The sequence below is a fragment of the Pseudomonas sp. UF-293 genome (genome assembly GCF_058245595.1).
The window spans coordinates 37,806-53,080 of sequence record NZ_JBSICA010000003.1 but is presented as its reverse complement, the minus strand read 5'-3'; the positions used below and the strand labels follow the sequence as shown (position 1 = coordinate 53,080).

General features: G+C 59.1%; 13 protein-coding genes. 2 read left to right on the top strand and 11 right to left on the bottom strand.

What is annotated here, in order from left to right; translation table 11 throughout:
- Window positions 1-186: 186 nt before the first annotated feature.
- From AC4IHP_RS05000 to gspG, 8 genes are all read right to left on the bottom strand, one after another.
- A complete protein-coding gene (locus AC4IHP_RS05000) occupies window positions 187-1,293 on the bottom strand; it encodes a substrate-binding domain-containing protein (protein ID WP_490831022.1) in 1,107 nt (368 codons plus the stop codon).
- A gap of 437 nt (window positions 1,294-1,730) precedes the next feature.
- Complete coding sequence (gspF, locus tag AC4IHP_RS04995) at window positions 1,731-2,942, bottom strand: type II secretion system inner membrane protein GspF (RefSeq protein ID WP_258638292.1); 1,212 nt, start codon at window positions 2,940-2,942, stop codon at window positions 1,731-1,733.
- Complete coding sequence (gene gspE, locus AC4IHP_RS04990; RefSeq protein ID WP_460119587.1) at window positions 2,942-4,348, bottom strand: type II secretion system ATPase GspE; 1,407 nt, start codon at window positions 4,346-4,348, stop codon at window positions 2,942-2,944. Before gspE ends, gspF begins: the two co-directional genes overlap by 1 nt.
- Window positions 4,349-4,493: 145 nt before the next feature.
- Window positions 4,494-6,863 (bottom strand): type II secretion system secretin GspD, encoded by a 2,370-nt coding sequence (gene gspD / locus AC4IHP_RS04985; protein WP_490831021.1) that lies wholly within the window; start codon window positions 6,861-6,863, stop codon window positions 4,494-4,496.
- Window positions 6,860-7,408 (bottom strand): type II secretion system protein GspM, encoded by a 549-nt coding sequence (gene gspM / locus AC4IHP_RS04980; protein ID WP_490831020.1) that lies wholly within the window; start codon window positions 7,406-7,408, stop codon window positions 6,860-6,862. Before gspM ends, gspD begins: the two co-directional genes overlap by 4 nt.
- The gene (gspL, locus tag AC4IHP_RS04975; protein WP_490831019.1) at window positions 7,401-8,522 is read right to left on the bottom strand and encodes a type II secretion system protein GspL; all 1,122 of its coding nucleotides are present in this window, start codon (window positions 8,520-8,522) and stop codon (window positions 7,401-7,403) included. The genes gspM and gspL overlap by 8 nt, the downstream gene beginning before the upstream one ends.
- Window positions 8,519-9,439 (bottom strand): type II secretion system minor pseudopilin GspK, encoded by a 921-nt coding sequence (gspK, locus tag AC4IHP_RS04970; protein WP_490831018.1) that lies wholly within the window; start codon window positions 9,437-9,439, stop codon window positions 8,519-8,521. The genes gspL and gspK overlap by 4 nt, the downstream gene beginning before the upstream one ends.
- 47 nt (window positions 9,440-9,486) lie before the next feature.
- Window positions 9,487-9,945, bottom strand: a complete 459-nt coding sequence (gspG, locus tag AC4IHP_RS04965; RefSeq protein WP_076562599.1) for a type II secretion system major pseudopilin GspG — start codon at window positions 9,943-9,945, stop codon at window positions 9,487-9,489.
- 148 nt (window positions 9,946-10,093) lie between these two features.
- On the opposite strand from gspG, the gene gspI reads away from it, so the two are divergent.
- Window positions 10,094-10,468: a type II secretion system minor pseudopilin GspI gene (gspI, locus tag AC4IHP_RS04960; RefSeq protein WP_490831017.1), complete on the top strand. Its 375-nt coding sequence runs from the start codon at window positions 10,094-10,096 to the stop codon at window positions 10,466-10,468.
- Window positions 10,469-10,750: 282 nt separating this feature from the next.
- Here the strand turns inward: gspI and AC4IHP_RS04955 are convergent, their stop codons facing one another.
- The 3 genes from AC4IHP_RS04955 to AC4IHP_RS04945 all read right to left on the bottom strand — a co-directional run bounded on the left by AC4IHP_RS04955 (window position 10,751) and on the right by AC4IHP_RS04945 (window position 14,180).
- A complete protein-coding gene (locus AC4IHP_RS04955; RefSeq protein WP_490831016.1) occupies window positions 10,751-11,719 on the bottom strand; it encodes a hypothetical protein in 969 nt (322 codons plus the stop codon).
- A 93-nt stretch (window positions 11,720-11,812) separates the two neighbouring features.
- Window positions 11,813-13,450: a restriction endonuclease gene (locus AC4IHP_RS04950; protein WP_490831015.1), complete on the bottom strand. Its 1,638-nt coding sequence runs from the start codon at window positions 13,448-13,450 to the stop codon at window positions 11,813-11,815.
- A gap of 370 nt (window positions 13,451-13,820) precedes the next feature.
- Window positions 13,821-14,180: a DUF6124 family protein gene (locus AC4IHP_RS04945; RefSeq protein ID WP_490831014.1), complete on the bottom strand. Its 360-nt coding sequence runs from the start codon at window positions 14,178-14,180 to the stop codon at window positions 13,821-13,823.
- A 537-nt stretch (window positions 14,181-14,717) separates the two neighbouring features.
- On the opposite strand from AC4IHP_RS04945, the gene AC4IHP_RS04940 reads away from it, so the two are divergent.
- Window positions 14,718-15,200: a GNAT family N-acetyltransferase gene (locus AC4IHP_RS04940; protein ID WP_252886318.1), complete on the top strand. Its 483-nt coding sequence runs from the start codon at window positions 14,718-14,720 to the stop codon at window positions 15,198-15,200.
- Window positions 15,201-15,275: the final 75 nt, after the last annotated feature.

Below are 15,275 nucleotides of genomic sequence, written 5' to 3'. Positions count from 1 at the left end.
AAGATCCTTTTCTGATAGGCCGCAGATCGGCAACAACCTGCTGTCAGGACGTAGGCGGTTGTCGCCGGCCACGACCGAACAGATGTCACACAAACTTCATGAATGAGGAGTAACGGCGCCCCACGGCAAAAAAAATGGCAGCCCGAAAACGGGCTGCCATTCGTGTTGCCGGATGAAACCGCAGGCTTATGGGCGGCCGATGGCGTTGCACACGCTGGCGTTGTTGATGTCCAGCTTGTTGCCCGAAGTGTTGCTGACGAAGTTGGCGGTAATTGCGTTCTTCCAGTTGGTTGGCACGATGCTGAAGCCGTGCGCGAGGGTTGCGGCGGCGTTGCCCGGCACGCTGTAGTGGGTGGTCAGGAACGCTTTGACGTCAGCGGCCACAGTCGCATCTTTGTAGCACTGACCCAGGATCAGGTTGGTGTAGGCGGAGATCGGGTAACCGCTGGCCGGGTTGGCGACCACCGGAGCCCACTGCTCAGGTTTGGTCGGATCAGTCGGCAGCGCGGCGGTCGACAGCGCCGCCGTTACGTTGGCCTGAGTTGGCTGCACGCCGTTGACGCGAGCAACCACCGCGTTGTTGGCAGCGGCAACACCGTCCGGACCGACGTAACCGAGCGAACCGTCAACCAGGTTTACGGTTGGCGCCACGTTGGCGGTATCGGCAACGCCTACCCAGTTCGAAGGCAATGCAGAACCGGCTGGCAGGCGTGCATTGGTGAACGTCGAGTTGGTGGCGAACTTGGTTGGGCAGATCGACGCCAGGTGACGGCTGAAGATTTCCGTGGTGCCGCTGGACGTGCTGCGATAAACGATGCGGATCGGCGTGGTGTCAGCGGTGCCGAGCAATTGCCCCCAAGTGGTCTTGGTCCCGGAGAACGCGTCGCACAGTTGAGCGCTGGTCAGGTTCAAAGCGGTCTGGCCGGACTTTTTGTATGGCACGGCAACCGAAGTGGCTACCGATGGCAGCTGGATCAGCGGGCCGTATGCAGTGCCGAAGTTGGTGGTGTAAGCGGTCAGCTCAGCGGTGCTCAGTACCGAATCGCTACCGGCGAAGTGCACGGTGCCGGTGGTGTTGAACAGTGCCGAGTTGTTGGTCAGGAAAGCGGTCTTGCCAGTACCGCTACCAGTGCCCAGGTAGCTGAAGTTGGCTGGCAAAATGCTGTTGGCAGAGCCCTTGTACAGAGCGGCAGGCAGGGTCGCGCCACCACCGGTTACGTTAGCGGCCATGGCCTGGGCGGAAGCCAGAGCGGCGACGGTCAGTGAGGCGGCGATCAGAGTGCGCTTGAACATGAAGAATCTCCTTTTCAACTTGGTTTGGAACACAGGTTTCGGAAGGCTTGCATGACACCGGAGGGTCCACCGTGGTGGAGCCGCAGGGAGAAATTCGCAGCTTCCGGTGACAGATAAAGGAAAAAACCTCGGGAGCTGCGGGGGGATTTTTGTGCGGATTTCTCGGGTGTTTGCGGGGTGTCGCGGCATGTCTGGATCGCGGGTTTGGCTGAATCGGGCTGGAGCCGTTGGCGGGTGGTTGCAGATGACAGAATGGAGAACCCGAGGATGGCGGGATCGGGACTCGGGTGAGGGTCAGGCCGGTGCAAAATATTTGAGTTTTGTGTTGTCGCGACTGGCGCTTTCGCGAGCAGGCTCGCTCCCACAGTTGAAATGCGTTTCCCCTGTGGGAGCGAGCCTGCTCGCGAAGAGGCCAGCCCGGCCACCATCAAAAGCGGCTACTGCACCAACTGATTGATCTCAATAATCGGCAACAACACCGCCATCACAATCACCAGCACCACCCCGCCCATCACCACAATCATCAGCGGTTCGAGCAAGGCGGTCATGCCCATCGCCCGTCGCTCAATGTCCCGGGAAAGCGTCTGTGCCGCGCGCTCGAGCATCGGTGGCAGTGAGCCGGTTTTCTCGCCGCTGGCGATCAGGTGGATCAGCACCGGCGGGAAAACATTCTCCACCCGCAGCGCGGCGGCGAGATTGACGCCTTCGCGCACCTTCGCCGTGGCCTCGCTGACGCTCAGGCTCAAGCGGTCGTTGGACAGCGTCTGCCGCGCCGCTTCCAGCGCACGCAACAACGGCACGCCGGCGCCGCCGAGGATCGCCAGCGTGGAGGCGAATCGCGCGGTGTTCAAACCCAGGATAAAACGCCCGAACAGCGGCAATTTCAGCACCCGGTGATGCCAGCTCAAGCGCGCCGCCGGATTGCGCAAATACAGCCGCCAACTCCAGAACGCCCCGGCCATAACCGCCGCGCACAACCAACCCCACGCGCGAATGAAATCACTGGCGGTGAGCATCGCCAGCGTTAGCCCCGGCAAATCCTGCCGCGCCTGGGAAAACGCGCTGACCACCTGCGGCACCACGTAGCTGAGCAGGAAAATCACAATGCCGATCGACACCAGACCGACCACGCCCGGATAGATGAACGCGGTAAGAATCTTGCCGCGCAGGTTGTTGCGCTCCTCGATGTAATCGGCCAGCCGTTCCATCACCTGCGCCAGATCGCCGGACTCTTCGCCAGCGGCAATCAGCGCGCGGTAAATCTCGGGAAAATCCCGTGGCCGCGACGCCAGCGATTCCGCCAGACGCATGCCGCTGCGCACATCGGCGCGCACGGCGCTGAGGGTCTGGGCGATGTGCTTTTTCTCGGCCTGCTCGACCGTCGCACTCAGCGCTGCTTCCAGCGGCAGACTGGCGCCGAGCAGGCTCGCCAGTTGCCGTGTGGCCCAGGCAAGGTCATTGTCGGAGAGTTTGGCGCTGAACAAACCGCCGCCACCGTGTCGGGCGACGTTGCTTTCCTCGTGCACCGACAGCGCGGTCAGTCCACGTCCGCGCAAGGCACTGAACGCTGCGCTCTGGCTGTCCGCCTCAAGGTGCCCGGACTCGATTTTTCCCGTGGCATCCGCCGCTTCAAAGCGATAGCGATTCATCAGGCGTCCCGTGTCACGCGAAGGATTTCTTCCGGCGCGGTGGAACCGCTGCGAATCCAGCGTTCACCGTCCTCGCGCAGGCTGAACATGCCCGCTTTCGACGCCGCCGCGCGCAAGGCCTGCTCCCCTGCCCCTTGGTGAATCAGCGTGCGGATGTCGTCGTCGATGCAGAACAATTCGTGGATACCGGTGCGGCCGCTGTAACCGGTGTGGTTGCACGCCGCGCAGCCGACCGGGCGCCAAGTGCCGGGCGTGGCCGGGTCTTCCTGTTTGCACTGATTGCACAGGCGCCGCACCAGGCGCTGCGCGAGGACGCCGAGCATGGACGACGCGAGCAGGAACGGCTCAACGCCCATGTCGATCAGGCGATTGACCGCCGACACCGCGTCGTTGGTGTGCAGCGTCGCCAGCACCAAGTGCCCGGTGAGCGAGGCCTGCACAGCGATTTGCGCAGTCTCGAGATCGCGGATCTCGCCGATCATGATGATGTCCGGGTCCTGGCGCAGAATCGCCCGCAGCGCGAGGGCAAAGGTCATGTCGATCTTGGCGTTGACCTGAATCTGGCTGATCCCCGGCAAATCGTATTCCACCGGATCTTCCACGGTGAGGATGTTGCTGGTACTCGCATCCAGCCGCGCCAGCGCCGCGTAGAGACTGGTGGTCTTGCCGCTGCCGGTCGGCCCGGTGACCAGCACGATGCCGTGGGGCTGGCGGATCAGATGATCGAGCTTGGCCAGCACCTGCGCATCCATGCCCAAGGTTTCCAGATGCAGGCGCCCGGCCTGTTTGTCGAGCAAGCGCATCACCACGCGCTCGCCATGGCCGGTCGGCACCGTCGACACACGAATATCGATCGGCCGCCCCGCTACGCGCAAAGCGATGCGACCGTCCTGGGGCAGGCGTTTTTCGGCGATGTCGAGCTGGGCCATGATCTTGATCCGCGACACCAGCGCACCGTGCAATGCCTTGCGCGGCGAGACCACATCGCGCAGTGTGCCGTCGACGCGGTAGCGCACCACCGAATGGGTCTCGAACGGCTCGATATGAATGTCGCTGGCCTCGTCGCGCGCGGCCTGAGTGAGCAAGGCGTTGATCATGCGGATCACCGGCGCGCCGTCCTGGGTGTCGAGCAGGTCGGTGATTTCCGGCATGTCCTGCATCAGCCGATCGAGATCGACTTCGTTTTCCGCAGCACCCACCACCGCCGCCGCACTGCCGGTGTCGGCGTAGGCGCTGGCGAGCAAACCATCGAGCTCGTCATCACGCACCCGCTCCACCTGCGTCGCACCGAACTGCCGACGCACCTCGCTGATCGACCAGCCGGGCGTTGACGGGCACACCGTCAACACATCATCGCGGAGCAAAATGCGCTGCGCCTTGGCCCAGGCATATGGCAACCGACTCAAGACAAACACCTCCCTGTAGGAGCTGCCGAAGGCTGCGATCTTTTGATCTCTGGCGGTTTGAGTCCGTCGAAGAGCAAGATCAAAAGATCGCAGCCTTCGGCAGCTCCTACAGGTCCGATTTCCAAATCAAGAGGTGGTGTCAGAGTCATTGGATGGGCACCGCTTTGATAGTTGCGCGCGGACCCGACCCAGGTAACACCGCCGGCACGCCTTGCGCAGATGTCGGCAACTGCGGCGCCTGCATGTCCGGCATCGCCCAGCTGCGTTCCGGTTGCAAGCCGCCCTGGGCGCGGCGCATGAAGTCATAGCGGTTGAGCGTGATGCTGCGCCCAGCTTCGCTGTCGCGGATGATGTACGGGCGCAGGAACACCATCAGGTTGGTCTTGGTGATCGCCCGGCGTTCGTTGCGAAACAGCGCGCCGATGCCCGGAATCGTCGACAGCCATGGCACCGCGTCATTGCTCTGGCTGTAGCCGTCCTGGAGCAAACCACCGAGGACCATGATCTGCCCGTCATCGAGCAGAATGCTGGTGTCGATCGCACGCTTGTTGGTGACGATGCCCGCCGAGGTCACGCTGTTGGATGCACGCTCGTCGATGCTGCTGACCTCCTGATAGATATCCAGCTTCACCGTGCCGCCCTCGGAAATCTGCGGGCGCACATTGAGCTTGAGGCCGACCTCTTCGCGGGTCACGGTCTGGAACGGGTTGTTGCTGGTGCCCCCGCCGCCGGTGACGTAGCTGCCGCTGACAAACGGGATGGTCTGGCCGACAAAAATGCTCGCCGCCTCGTTGTCCAGGGTCAGCAGATTTGGTGTCGACAGCACGTTGGTGCCGCCCTTGCTCTTCAACGCCCGGGCCAGCACTTTCAGGTCGAGAATCTTGCCGATGCCGGGAATGTCGACCGTGCCGTTGACATAGCCAAGGTTCAAGCCCTGCGGCAGTACGTCGATGCTGTTCTTCGCTCCCGTGTTGAGACCCGCGCCACCCAGATTGGCGCCACCGATCACGCCCTTGCCGCCGAGGTTACCGGTCTGCCATTGCACACCGAATTCGCTGGCATCGTCCTCGCCGACCTCGACGATCAGGCTCTCGATCACCACTTGCGCACGGCGCTGATCCAGCAAATCGATAACTTCACGCAGATTGCGATACAGCGGTTCCGGCGCAGAAATCAGCAGCGTGTTGGTGGTGGCATCGGCCTGAATCGTCACACCGCCAGCGCTGAAAGCAACGTTCTGCTCGTTGCTCTGCGTACCGCCACTACTGCTGCTGCCGCCGCCACTGCCCTGGGCATAACTGCCGCCGGTTGCGCCGCTGCCAGTCGTCGTTGAAGTGCCAGTGCTCGGCGTACTGCTCTGGCCGTTCTGCCCGGCATTGCCGCCGGTGCTGCTGCCCATCGCGCTGAGCACTGATCGCGCCGCGTCGCTGCTGCCACTGTCGCTCTCGCCGGTGAGCAAACCGCGCAACGCCTGCGCCAGTTTCGCCGCTTGCGCATTGCGCAGATAAACCACATGCAGATTGCTCGGATTGCTCTGCGCGTTGTCGAGTTTGTAGATCAGGTTGCGCGCCAGCTCGGTACGCTCGGGGCTGCCGGCGCGGATGATGATGGTGTTGGAACGCGGGTCGCCAATCACGGCGATTTTCTGCGTCGGATCGTTGCCCGGCGCGTCGAGCAAGTCGGCCACCATCGGCGCGATATCGGCGGCGATGCCGTTCTGGATCTGCACCACGTCGGTGTCGATCGCGCTCGGCGTGTCGATGCTCTCGATCAACTGTGCGACGCGGGTGAGGTTCTCGGCGTAATCGGTGATGACTACAGTGTTGTTGCCGGGATAGGCGTTGATCGGATTGTTCGGCGAGACGATCGGGCGCAGCACCGGGATCAGGTTCACCGCGTTCTCGTATTGCAGGCGAAACGTGCGCGTGAGCATGCCGTTGCCGGCCGGTTTGTCGGCGCTGTAGATTGGCCCGCCGAGCAGCTTCGCGTCAGCCTCGGGAACCACCTGCGCCACGCCGCCGACATCGACCACGCTGAAGCCTTGCATGCGCAACGCCGCGAGCAGCATGTCGTAGGCCTGACGGGCCGGCACCTGACCTTCCGAGACCAACGTCAGATTGCCCTTGACCCTTGGATCGACGAGAAACTGTTGCCCGGTGGCCCGCGACAGCGCACGCACCACCGCCTGAATATCAGCCTCGACGAAATTCAGCGTCACCGGTTGCTCGCCCAACGGATTGCGCGGGGTCGCATTGCTCGGCGCCGCGCCAGCACTGCGCCCACGCTGACTGATGTTGTGCAACTGCTTGGGCACCGGCCGCGCCTGAGCCTGCGCCCGTTCGCGATCGGCCACCGCATCGCCGCTGCGCTGGGTGTTGGCCAGCGGCCGCCCGAGTTCGCTGTCGACCAACAGCGGCGGCTGATTCTGCGGCGCCGTGGTGCTGTTGCACGCGCTCAATGCCATCAGCAACAACGGCAGCGCCAGACGTGCCGGTTTGCAGCGTGACTCCTTCATGAAGCTTCCTTAGCGCCCTGCGCCTGATCCATGCGAACGGTGCCTGACAATGTGCCGGCAGTGACTGCGGTCGAGGTTTCGTTTGCGCGTTGCAACTGCGCCTCGACCACCTGCAGAGAAAGTTGTAATGGCTGGCTGAGCAGCCAGTCGAGCAGCGCATCGGCCGGCGCGGCGTCGACATTCAACTGCCACGCGCCGCCCTCCGCTGCTTGTAATTGGTAATGCCCGGCCAGCCCCGCCGCTTGCAGACTTTGCTCCAGCGACTGGCCAACGCTTTGCCCCTGCGGACGCACGTTAACGCTGCGCAACAGCACTTCCAGCGCCTCGGTTTGCGCGCGCAACTGGGGCGTTTCGCTCTGCCAAAAAGTGATCGTGGCCAACGGCGGCTTGACCAGCGTCAGCCAGATCAGCAGACCGACAAGCACCACCGCCATGCCGGCGACCATGCGTTTTTCACGCAGCGCCAACGGCTGCCAACGCGCCTGCAACTGGCTGCGCAAGCGCTGCCAGCGTCCACGGTAAATCGCCAGCGTCGCCCTACTCATCGTCTGCTCCGCTGTCGTCGTCTTCGTTGGCGTTTGCGCTGGGCTCATCGCTCGGGCGCAAAGTCCAGCCTGCGTCATCGGCAGTGACGCTGATGCCGGCCTGGGCGAAGGTGCTTTGCCAGTCCTTGTCGTTGCCGCCACGATTTGCATCGCTGAGCAACGCCAGCTGCAAGGCGCCGTCGCGGTAACTCAGGCGCTCGACACTGCCGGCCATGAACGGCATGCCGGTGCCGGCCTGCAACACCAGCCGATTGAAATTCTGCGCCGGGTCATCGACCGCGCCTTTTTGCCGCTGCTCCAGTTGCTGACGCGCCTGTTGCAGCGGGTTGAGGATTACCGGCAATTCAGGAAATGCCTGCTTCACCCGCTGGCTCATCTGCGCCTTGAGCTGCTGGCCCTGCCGCGCCTCGCGAGCGGCGTAGAGATTCAGGCCGACCACCCAGACTGCCACGGCCAATGCCACACACCCGACAGCGCGACCCCAGCCACGTTGCTCGCCGCCGGTTTGCTGCAGGCCGCCGTGCAAACCCCAACCGGGCAAGGGACCGATCCAGCGTTGCGTCGAGTCAGCTGCGAACGATGCCTCATCAACTTCGTCACCGAGCAACGGCTCAACCTGCGCACTGTTCAAACTTTCGCGCCGGAGCCAATGACCGTCCGCCACACATGCGACAACCCCGGGCGCCACTGGCAGGCTATACGGCGCCGGATACAAACCGCGCAAACTCAAACCCGCTTGCTTGAGCACCGCAGCCAGACCCTGCAAATGCTGGCGCGAAACCCAGGCAATCTGCACCTGCCCGCTCGCATCGCGAGGGCTGTGGCCGATATGCATCTGGCTGCTGTCGCCGAGCATCAACGCCTGCGCCGCGCATTGAACAGCGGCCGCCGTTTTGTTCGCGGGCAGCGGCGGTAGATCAATGCTGGCGAGCAGGCTGTCGGCCGGATGCAGAAAGCACAACAGCGGTGGTTGCTTCGGCCGTTGCCCCAACTGACTCAAAGTGAGCCGTTCCTCACGGCTGAACTGCCCCTGCCGATCCAGCCAGGCGCAGCTCACTTCGCTGTGCAACTCCAGCTCCGCCAGCGGCGGCAACGCGACGCGCAACTGGCTCATGCACCCACCCGCGACCAGATCACCTGCGGCAGCCGATCCTCGCTGCGGTGCAGCAAAGCGTCGAGACTGACCCGACGCTGATCACGCCGCGCCTCACCGCGCAAACGAAACCAGTCACTGGTGATGCCAACTTTGACGCTGCTCATTTCCAGCTGCGGCATGCGCAAACGGTTCACGAAATCGCCGCGATTGATAAACCAGCGTCCGGCGTCACGCTCGGCAATCAACGCCGTCGCCCGCTCCAGCGAAAGCCCCGGCACATACGCCGCCAGCACCTGCGCCGTGGCGGTGTTGCCGTTGATCCACGTCGTCGCCGGAATCACCGTCACGTACGGCGCCAGTTGGCCGATCAGCGCATCCGTCATCCCTTCCACACCGCGCAGATCATCGAGTGTGCGCAGCATCGGCACCTTCGGCGGTTGCGGTTTGTGATCGGCATCCGGCGAAGTCGTGCGGCCACTGTCGAAACCTGCTTTGCCAGTCGCACCAATCTGCGCATTCAGCAGATGCGGATAACCGGCAATCACCCGCTGGCGGATGCGCTGGCTGACAACGCTACTCACGCCGACGAGCTCGCACAAACGCTCAAACGCCTGCACCTGCGCCTCATCGATGCGCTCGTTAGCGACCAGATTGCGCAGGTTGAACTTGCCCTGCTCGTCCTCCAGCCGCCCGGCAAAACCCGCCGCCAACAACGGCTGCGCCCAAGGCTGATCGCGCCGGGTCAACGGATCACGCAGGCGCGCATCCCACAGCAACTGCCGGCTGATTTCCAAGCCACCCTCCGCGACCCAACGCCCCTGCACCCGCTGCTGATCGGCCTCCAGCGCACGGGTCGCCACGCTCTGGCGCGTCAACATCCCCGCCGCAATTACCGCCACCACGGCGGCGATCAACAACGCGCTGATAATCGCCATGCCCCGTTGCTTCGCCCCGTTGAGCGAACCTGTGTTCACGGCCGGCCTTACAACTGCCAGGAACCGATATCGGCATTCACGCCATCGCCGTCAGGCTGGCCATCGGCGCCGAGGGAAAAGATATCGACCTCACCATTCGCGCCCGGGTTGAGGTACTGATAGGGCCGGCCCCACGGGTCATTCGGCAAACGCTCCAGGTACGAACGCCAGTTGCTGTTCTTCGCATCCGCCGGCCGCTCGACCAACACCTTCAGCCCCTGATTCATGCTCGGATACGTGCCGTGATCGAGGCGATACAACTTCAACGCCTGCATCAACCCGCCAATATCCTGCTTCGCCGCCGTCGCCCGCGCCTGATCCGGCCGGTCAAGCACCTTGGGCACCACCATCGCCGCCAGAATCCCCAGAATCACCACCACCACCATGATCTCGATCAAGGTAAAACCCTGCTGCCCACGCGGCATGCGCGGCGACTGACTGAGCGTGTTCAAAGGTGCGATATCCATCTCGACATTCCCTGGCTTGATCCGAATTCGACGCGCAGTGTTGCAAGAAGATATGTCAGGGATGTTGAAAATCCTCGGGTGTTTCCGTCGTCAAGCCGTCAAGGACGGGGGTTAGCGTCGAGGGCTGGGTTTTGCTTTTGGGCCATGTATGCGCGCGCGAACGCGAGAGGAAGGATTCACCCTGATTGAAGTGCTGGTGGCACTGGCGATCATCGCCGTCGCCATGTCCGCCGCCGTGCGCGTCGCGGGGTTGATGACGCAGAGTAATGGGCTGCTGCGCGATAGATCGATCGCGCTGATTGCCGCGCAGAGCCGGATGGCTGAACTACGCCTGGAAGGCCGGTTGCCGAATGGAATGAAGGCTGTTGAATGTGATCAAGGACGGCTTATGTTGCGCTGCGAGCAGGTAATCGCCAGCGCAGAAAATGGACGGCTGCTCAAGGTTGGAATCCAGGTATTCGACCGCAACCAAGACGCCCCGCCACTCGCAAAACTAGAAACCCTGCTAACCCACCCCCAGTAGGAGCTGCCGAAGGCTGCGATCTTTTGATCTTCCCTCCCGCAACAAATACCCCCCGTGGGAGCGAGCCTGCTGGCGAAAACAGACTATTAACCAACATCATGCGCACATCTACCAAAGCCACCCCGCCAACCCCACTACCTAAGACCTCAAGACCTCAAGACCTCAAGACCTCAAGACCTCAAGACCCCAGCAGCCAACCACAACTGCGCAACCACCACAAAACCCTCTGTGATCTGGCGTAGCTTCGCAGCGTAAGACCTAACGCGTCTGCGTAGTGGTATTTCATTTCTGCGGATTGAGAGTCAGATTTGCGCCGTTATTCGCGTCGGTGACCCGCGATTTAATCATGGTGCTTAATTCTTCTCCGCTCTTCAGCTTCGGAGAACAATCAATAGGTGCGAAGGTGTATCCGAGCCTTTCATCAGCTATCGCGACTGCCGCCCGATTATCTGACATAGGCGCTATAAAAACTCCTTTTACATCTGGCAACCCACAGTAGCTCGGGCTGTGGTGAAAAGCGGAGAACGCGATTGCCTCCCTAAGCGGCACTTCATAAAAATCTTTAGACACGACTTTTTGCATGATTGTTAGAGACATTACTCCCGAAAAAAACACAGCCAAAATTGCCACAAAGTCCAGAGAGCGTACCGAATCTCGTTCTTGCGTCGAATTTTTCTTACAGCGATGCTCATAAACTAGATTCCTGAGAAGTATCAACGGCATAAGAATCAAACTGGCATAACCCAACCCCAATGAAATCGCTAACATCCAAATAACAGGAGTAAAAATCAGGGTCAGCCAAAGTTGTGCACCAGACAGATCCTGCGGTGCTAAGCCGGAAAGCTGAGAAATCCCAGCGTCAGAATAGATTTTCGACAGTGTTCCTACGATCACCACAACAGGCACAACCAGAGCCTTAATTAGCTCACCATAAATTTTCCATTTCTTTGGAATTTCCCAGTAATAATAAAGAAAGAAGAGTGAACTGATACAGTTAAATGTAAAGAGCCACATAACCTTAGTTGCTTGAAACTTTACACCAGAGATAGCAAAAGCACCGAAGATAAAAAACACAGTCGTCGCGACCGCGAATACCAACACTGCCCAATGCAATACTGACCAAGATCCAACACCATTGGACTGGAAAACAAGCCAACACCATAATTGAGGCCAGAATTTAAATCGAGCGAGTTGACCGAGAACTACGGGAACAGCAAAAAAAAAAGCACATACGATCACTACTATCGACATAACCTTCAATCCGTGGAATTAGATGACATCTGTGTGCCGGAAAAGTCTCGGGCCGGAGAGCCCAAATTACAGAAGCGCTTGGCGTAGTTTCAATTAATCGACGGGCATTAGGATCCGAGCTTCGATTCCGATTTCCTGAAGGAGAAAGAGAAGTCCTCCACCCTCAATCAATTCGATTGGCTTGTCTTTAGCGAACTCGAACGCATCTGGACCGTAGCCGCTGGTCGTGACCAAAATACCTTTATTGGCGCCCTCGTTCATCATTGTCCCGTAGAGGTCCCGAACTGCAGAAACGCCGACGGTATGCTTATACCGCTTTGCCTGGATAACAACCTTGCCACCTAATATGGGACGAGGGTCGTAAGCAATGCAGTCGACTCCTCCATCACGTGAGGATCGGGTGAGCTTAGACTCTAACCCCATCTTCCCGAAGAGGTTCGCGACAAGAGCTTCAAATTCGTAGGGATTCAGATCCATAAGATTGGTGGCTGAACTGAGTTGCGATACCAGATCCTGCTGGTCTACGAAACGCTTGTCGACCATATTGAACTCAATTATTGGTCGAACCGGTTGCGCTTCGCTTGGGGCCCGGGAGACGTGTGCACCAAGATTTTTAAGACAGACGGCACGATCGACTCGCGCTAGATCTATTTCCATAAAGATTTCGCGCGTAGTGCGCACAGAAACGAGATGAGGTTGCACTGCCCGTCCCGTGGCAGGATCGATACTGTTTATGTAGCCATTGAAACAGCAGACCTCTATGAACTCTCCTTGATCTGCTTCGAAAAGCTCATGGAGACATCTAAGTGCAATACTTGCGACGAGATCAGAATACAGAAACTTCGTCTCCGCCGTTTTACGAAGCTTAGTGGTAATTTCGTCCTTGGATTTTATGTAACGGTATTCTGCTACTTCAGGAATGATTTCCGGCGAAGGCAGTTCGTATTCAACTACTAGTTGTTTGGATTCAGGGACGAATGCCAACGAAAAATTCTGTGGGAAGCCTTCTGGGTAAGAAGATGTTTCTAGCACCATACTGCAATATGCAACTATCGATTCGGGATCGCCCTCATAGTAGGAGTACCGGAACGCATCGACTTCGGAATCACGTAGTGCCTTTTTTTCGAGGAGCGCGGATACACCACTTTCATAGACTTCACGCGCACTTCTCAGCGCCTCCAAGCGCTGGGCATTAAGAGCCTTATGCTCCTCCTCGCTTGAGTTGAACTGTTCTGTGGCAATTCTTAATCGGTCGGTGTGCCTGGCTTTGAAGCTTGGTATGAACGAAAGATACCAAGGCAAGGGAGGAACCTTCGACGTAAAGAACTCTAACGAAGGACCCTCGACAACGGTGGTCAATGATTTCGCTGGAGCAAACGGAAGCGGATTGTCCAAAACACGAAGAGAATCAAATGTGACGGTATCGTCTACCATCAAAGACGCCGACAAGATGGACTCCAACCCGTCTATCCAAGACCGAATGGTTGCGTTTCCATCTCGGACTTCCTGCTCACGAAATTCCAAGTAGTTTTGCTTTGCCGCTCGCTCGGATTCGCGATCGTATCGTACCTGCTCACGCTCGCGAATCGCGCGAGCTTTAAGCTGCTGCCGTTCGGCACGATCAGCTGCGCGTACTGCCGCGCGACGCTCTGACTCATTCAACCGTTGCTGTTTTGCTGACTCCCGGGCAATTGCTCGGATTACCTTTTCGAATCCACTCCGCTTTGCCATATCGCCTCCCTGGTGGTGGCGCGATGGTATCAAAAGAAAAGCTTGGATGAATATGGGTTTGGTGGGTTTCGAACCTTCCCCAAGATCCGAAAGCTCATATATGCGCTGCTTCTGCGTCGATGATAGACATGCGCACAACCGCATTGGTCGAGACACAAGGATCTGTGGGATGACCAATCTCTTTTTGCAAAACGCGCGAATTGAGATTCAGCCAGACGACCAAAACAACGGCTACCTTTAGGTAATGTCTCTGGGGACTGGCTTTGAGAACGTGGTTTGGGGACGGATTTGTTAACAGCTCCGCCCCTATCTAGTCACCAGCTCTCGTAATTTTTTTGAGGGTAAGAGCAGCAGAATGAAGGCGTCAGTCTTAGCCCGGCAATTCAAGATTATCGATCACCCGATTCACCGCCAGCTCCCCCAGCATGATCAACTGCGCAACCCCCAACAACGCCCGCCGCTGCGGCGCCGGCAACAGACTGGAAATGTCCTGAGCAATCGTCTTCGCCGAAGCAAGCGTTTCACTCGCATCCGCCAGCAGTTCTTCATTCTTGGTATCCGCCGTCACCGCATACATCCCGCGCGCCTTACGTGGCGAAGGCAGGAGATTGTTTGGCGACAGGTAATGATCGAGTGCGCGGTCAGCGGCTTCGTGGAGCTTGTTTGGATCGAGGGATTCGTAGGGAGACGTGGGATCGGTTTCGGGCGGATTGGGTGTTGGTTTGATCATGGTGAAGCTCCTTGATGACTGGAGCCGCCACCGTTCGCGGTCAAACAAACAGGGTGGCAGCTGTACGCGGGTTGACCGACCGGACATCAAGGAATCCGGCACACCCGAAGGTGTCCCACGCACAGCCACCGCAACATGATTTCAGACAATGCCTGAACAAGTGCAGAACGCTGGCGCGCCTTGATATTGGGCGGACGGTCAAATCCGATCGCTGATTCGTCAGCGACCGCACCACAATAGAACCCGCTCCCTAGGCGCACAAGCCGGCGGATTCTGGCGTAGCTGTAGGCAAAGGCGCAAGGATATGTAGCCTGGGAGCGTGACTGGAGATGTCTTTTTAAACATTGGTGTTTATCGAAACCCTGAGTGCGTCTCGGATCTCACGGCAGATCCGGTCCCCTTGCCCCAAAAGACGTAAGCGTCCGGCGAAACATCCTCCTGAAGCTGATGCCATCGCCTCCATTGAACCGAGACAGCAGTGGTGATGCGGATTCTGTTTTCTATAATGACTGACCGGCCATGTTTAGGGTGCTTGAAATGCCAGCCTCCGCTGATCAAAACTCCGCTGTCGTTTTATGCGCAGCTTCCAATAACGACCTGGAAGATCTGGTCGCCATCAGGATTGAGGCCATGCGCGAGAGCCTTGAACGGCTTGGACGATTTGACCCGGATCGTGCGCGCGAACGATTTCTTGCTGGGTTCGACGCTAACAGCACACGCCGCATAGAAGTATCAGGTGATCTGGTCGGTTTTGTCGTAATCAAAGACCACCAGAGCGAGCTTCTGCTTGACCACCTGTATGTGATACCCAGTGCTCAAGGAGCAGGAATCGGCTCTGAAGTTCTTACTCGGATTTTCAGAGAGGCTGATGAGATCGGGCGTCCCATCAAGGTTGGAGCTCTCAAAGAAAGCGCCTCAAATCGTTTTTACACTCGCCATGGCTTTGTGTTCGTCGAAAGCGGTGAATTCGATAACTATTATGTTCGGGCTAACGGTAATGCCGTTGATTTGGGCGACTAGGCAAATGTTGATACGGTGCCCCGTCAGCGGTTGCACCGTTAGATGGGCAACCATCTGTGCGGCGATAGGTCGGTA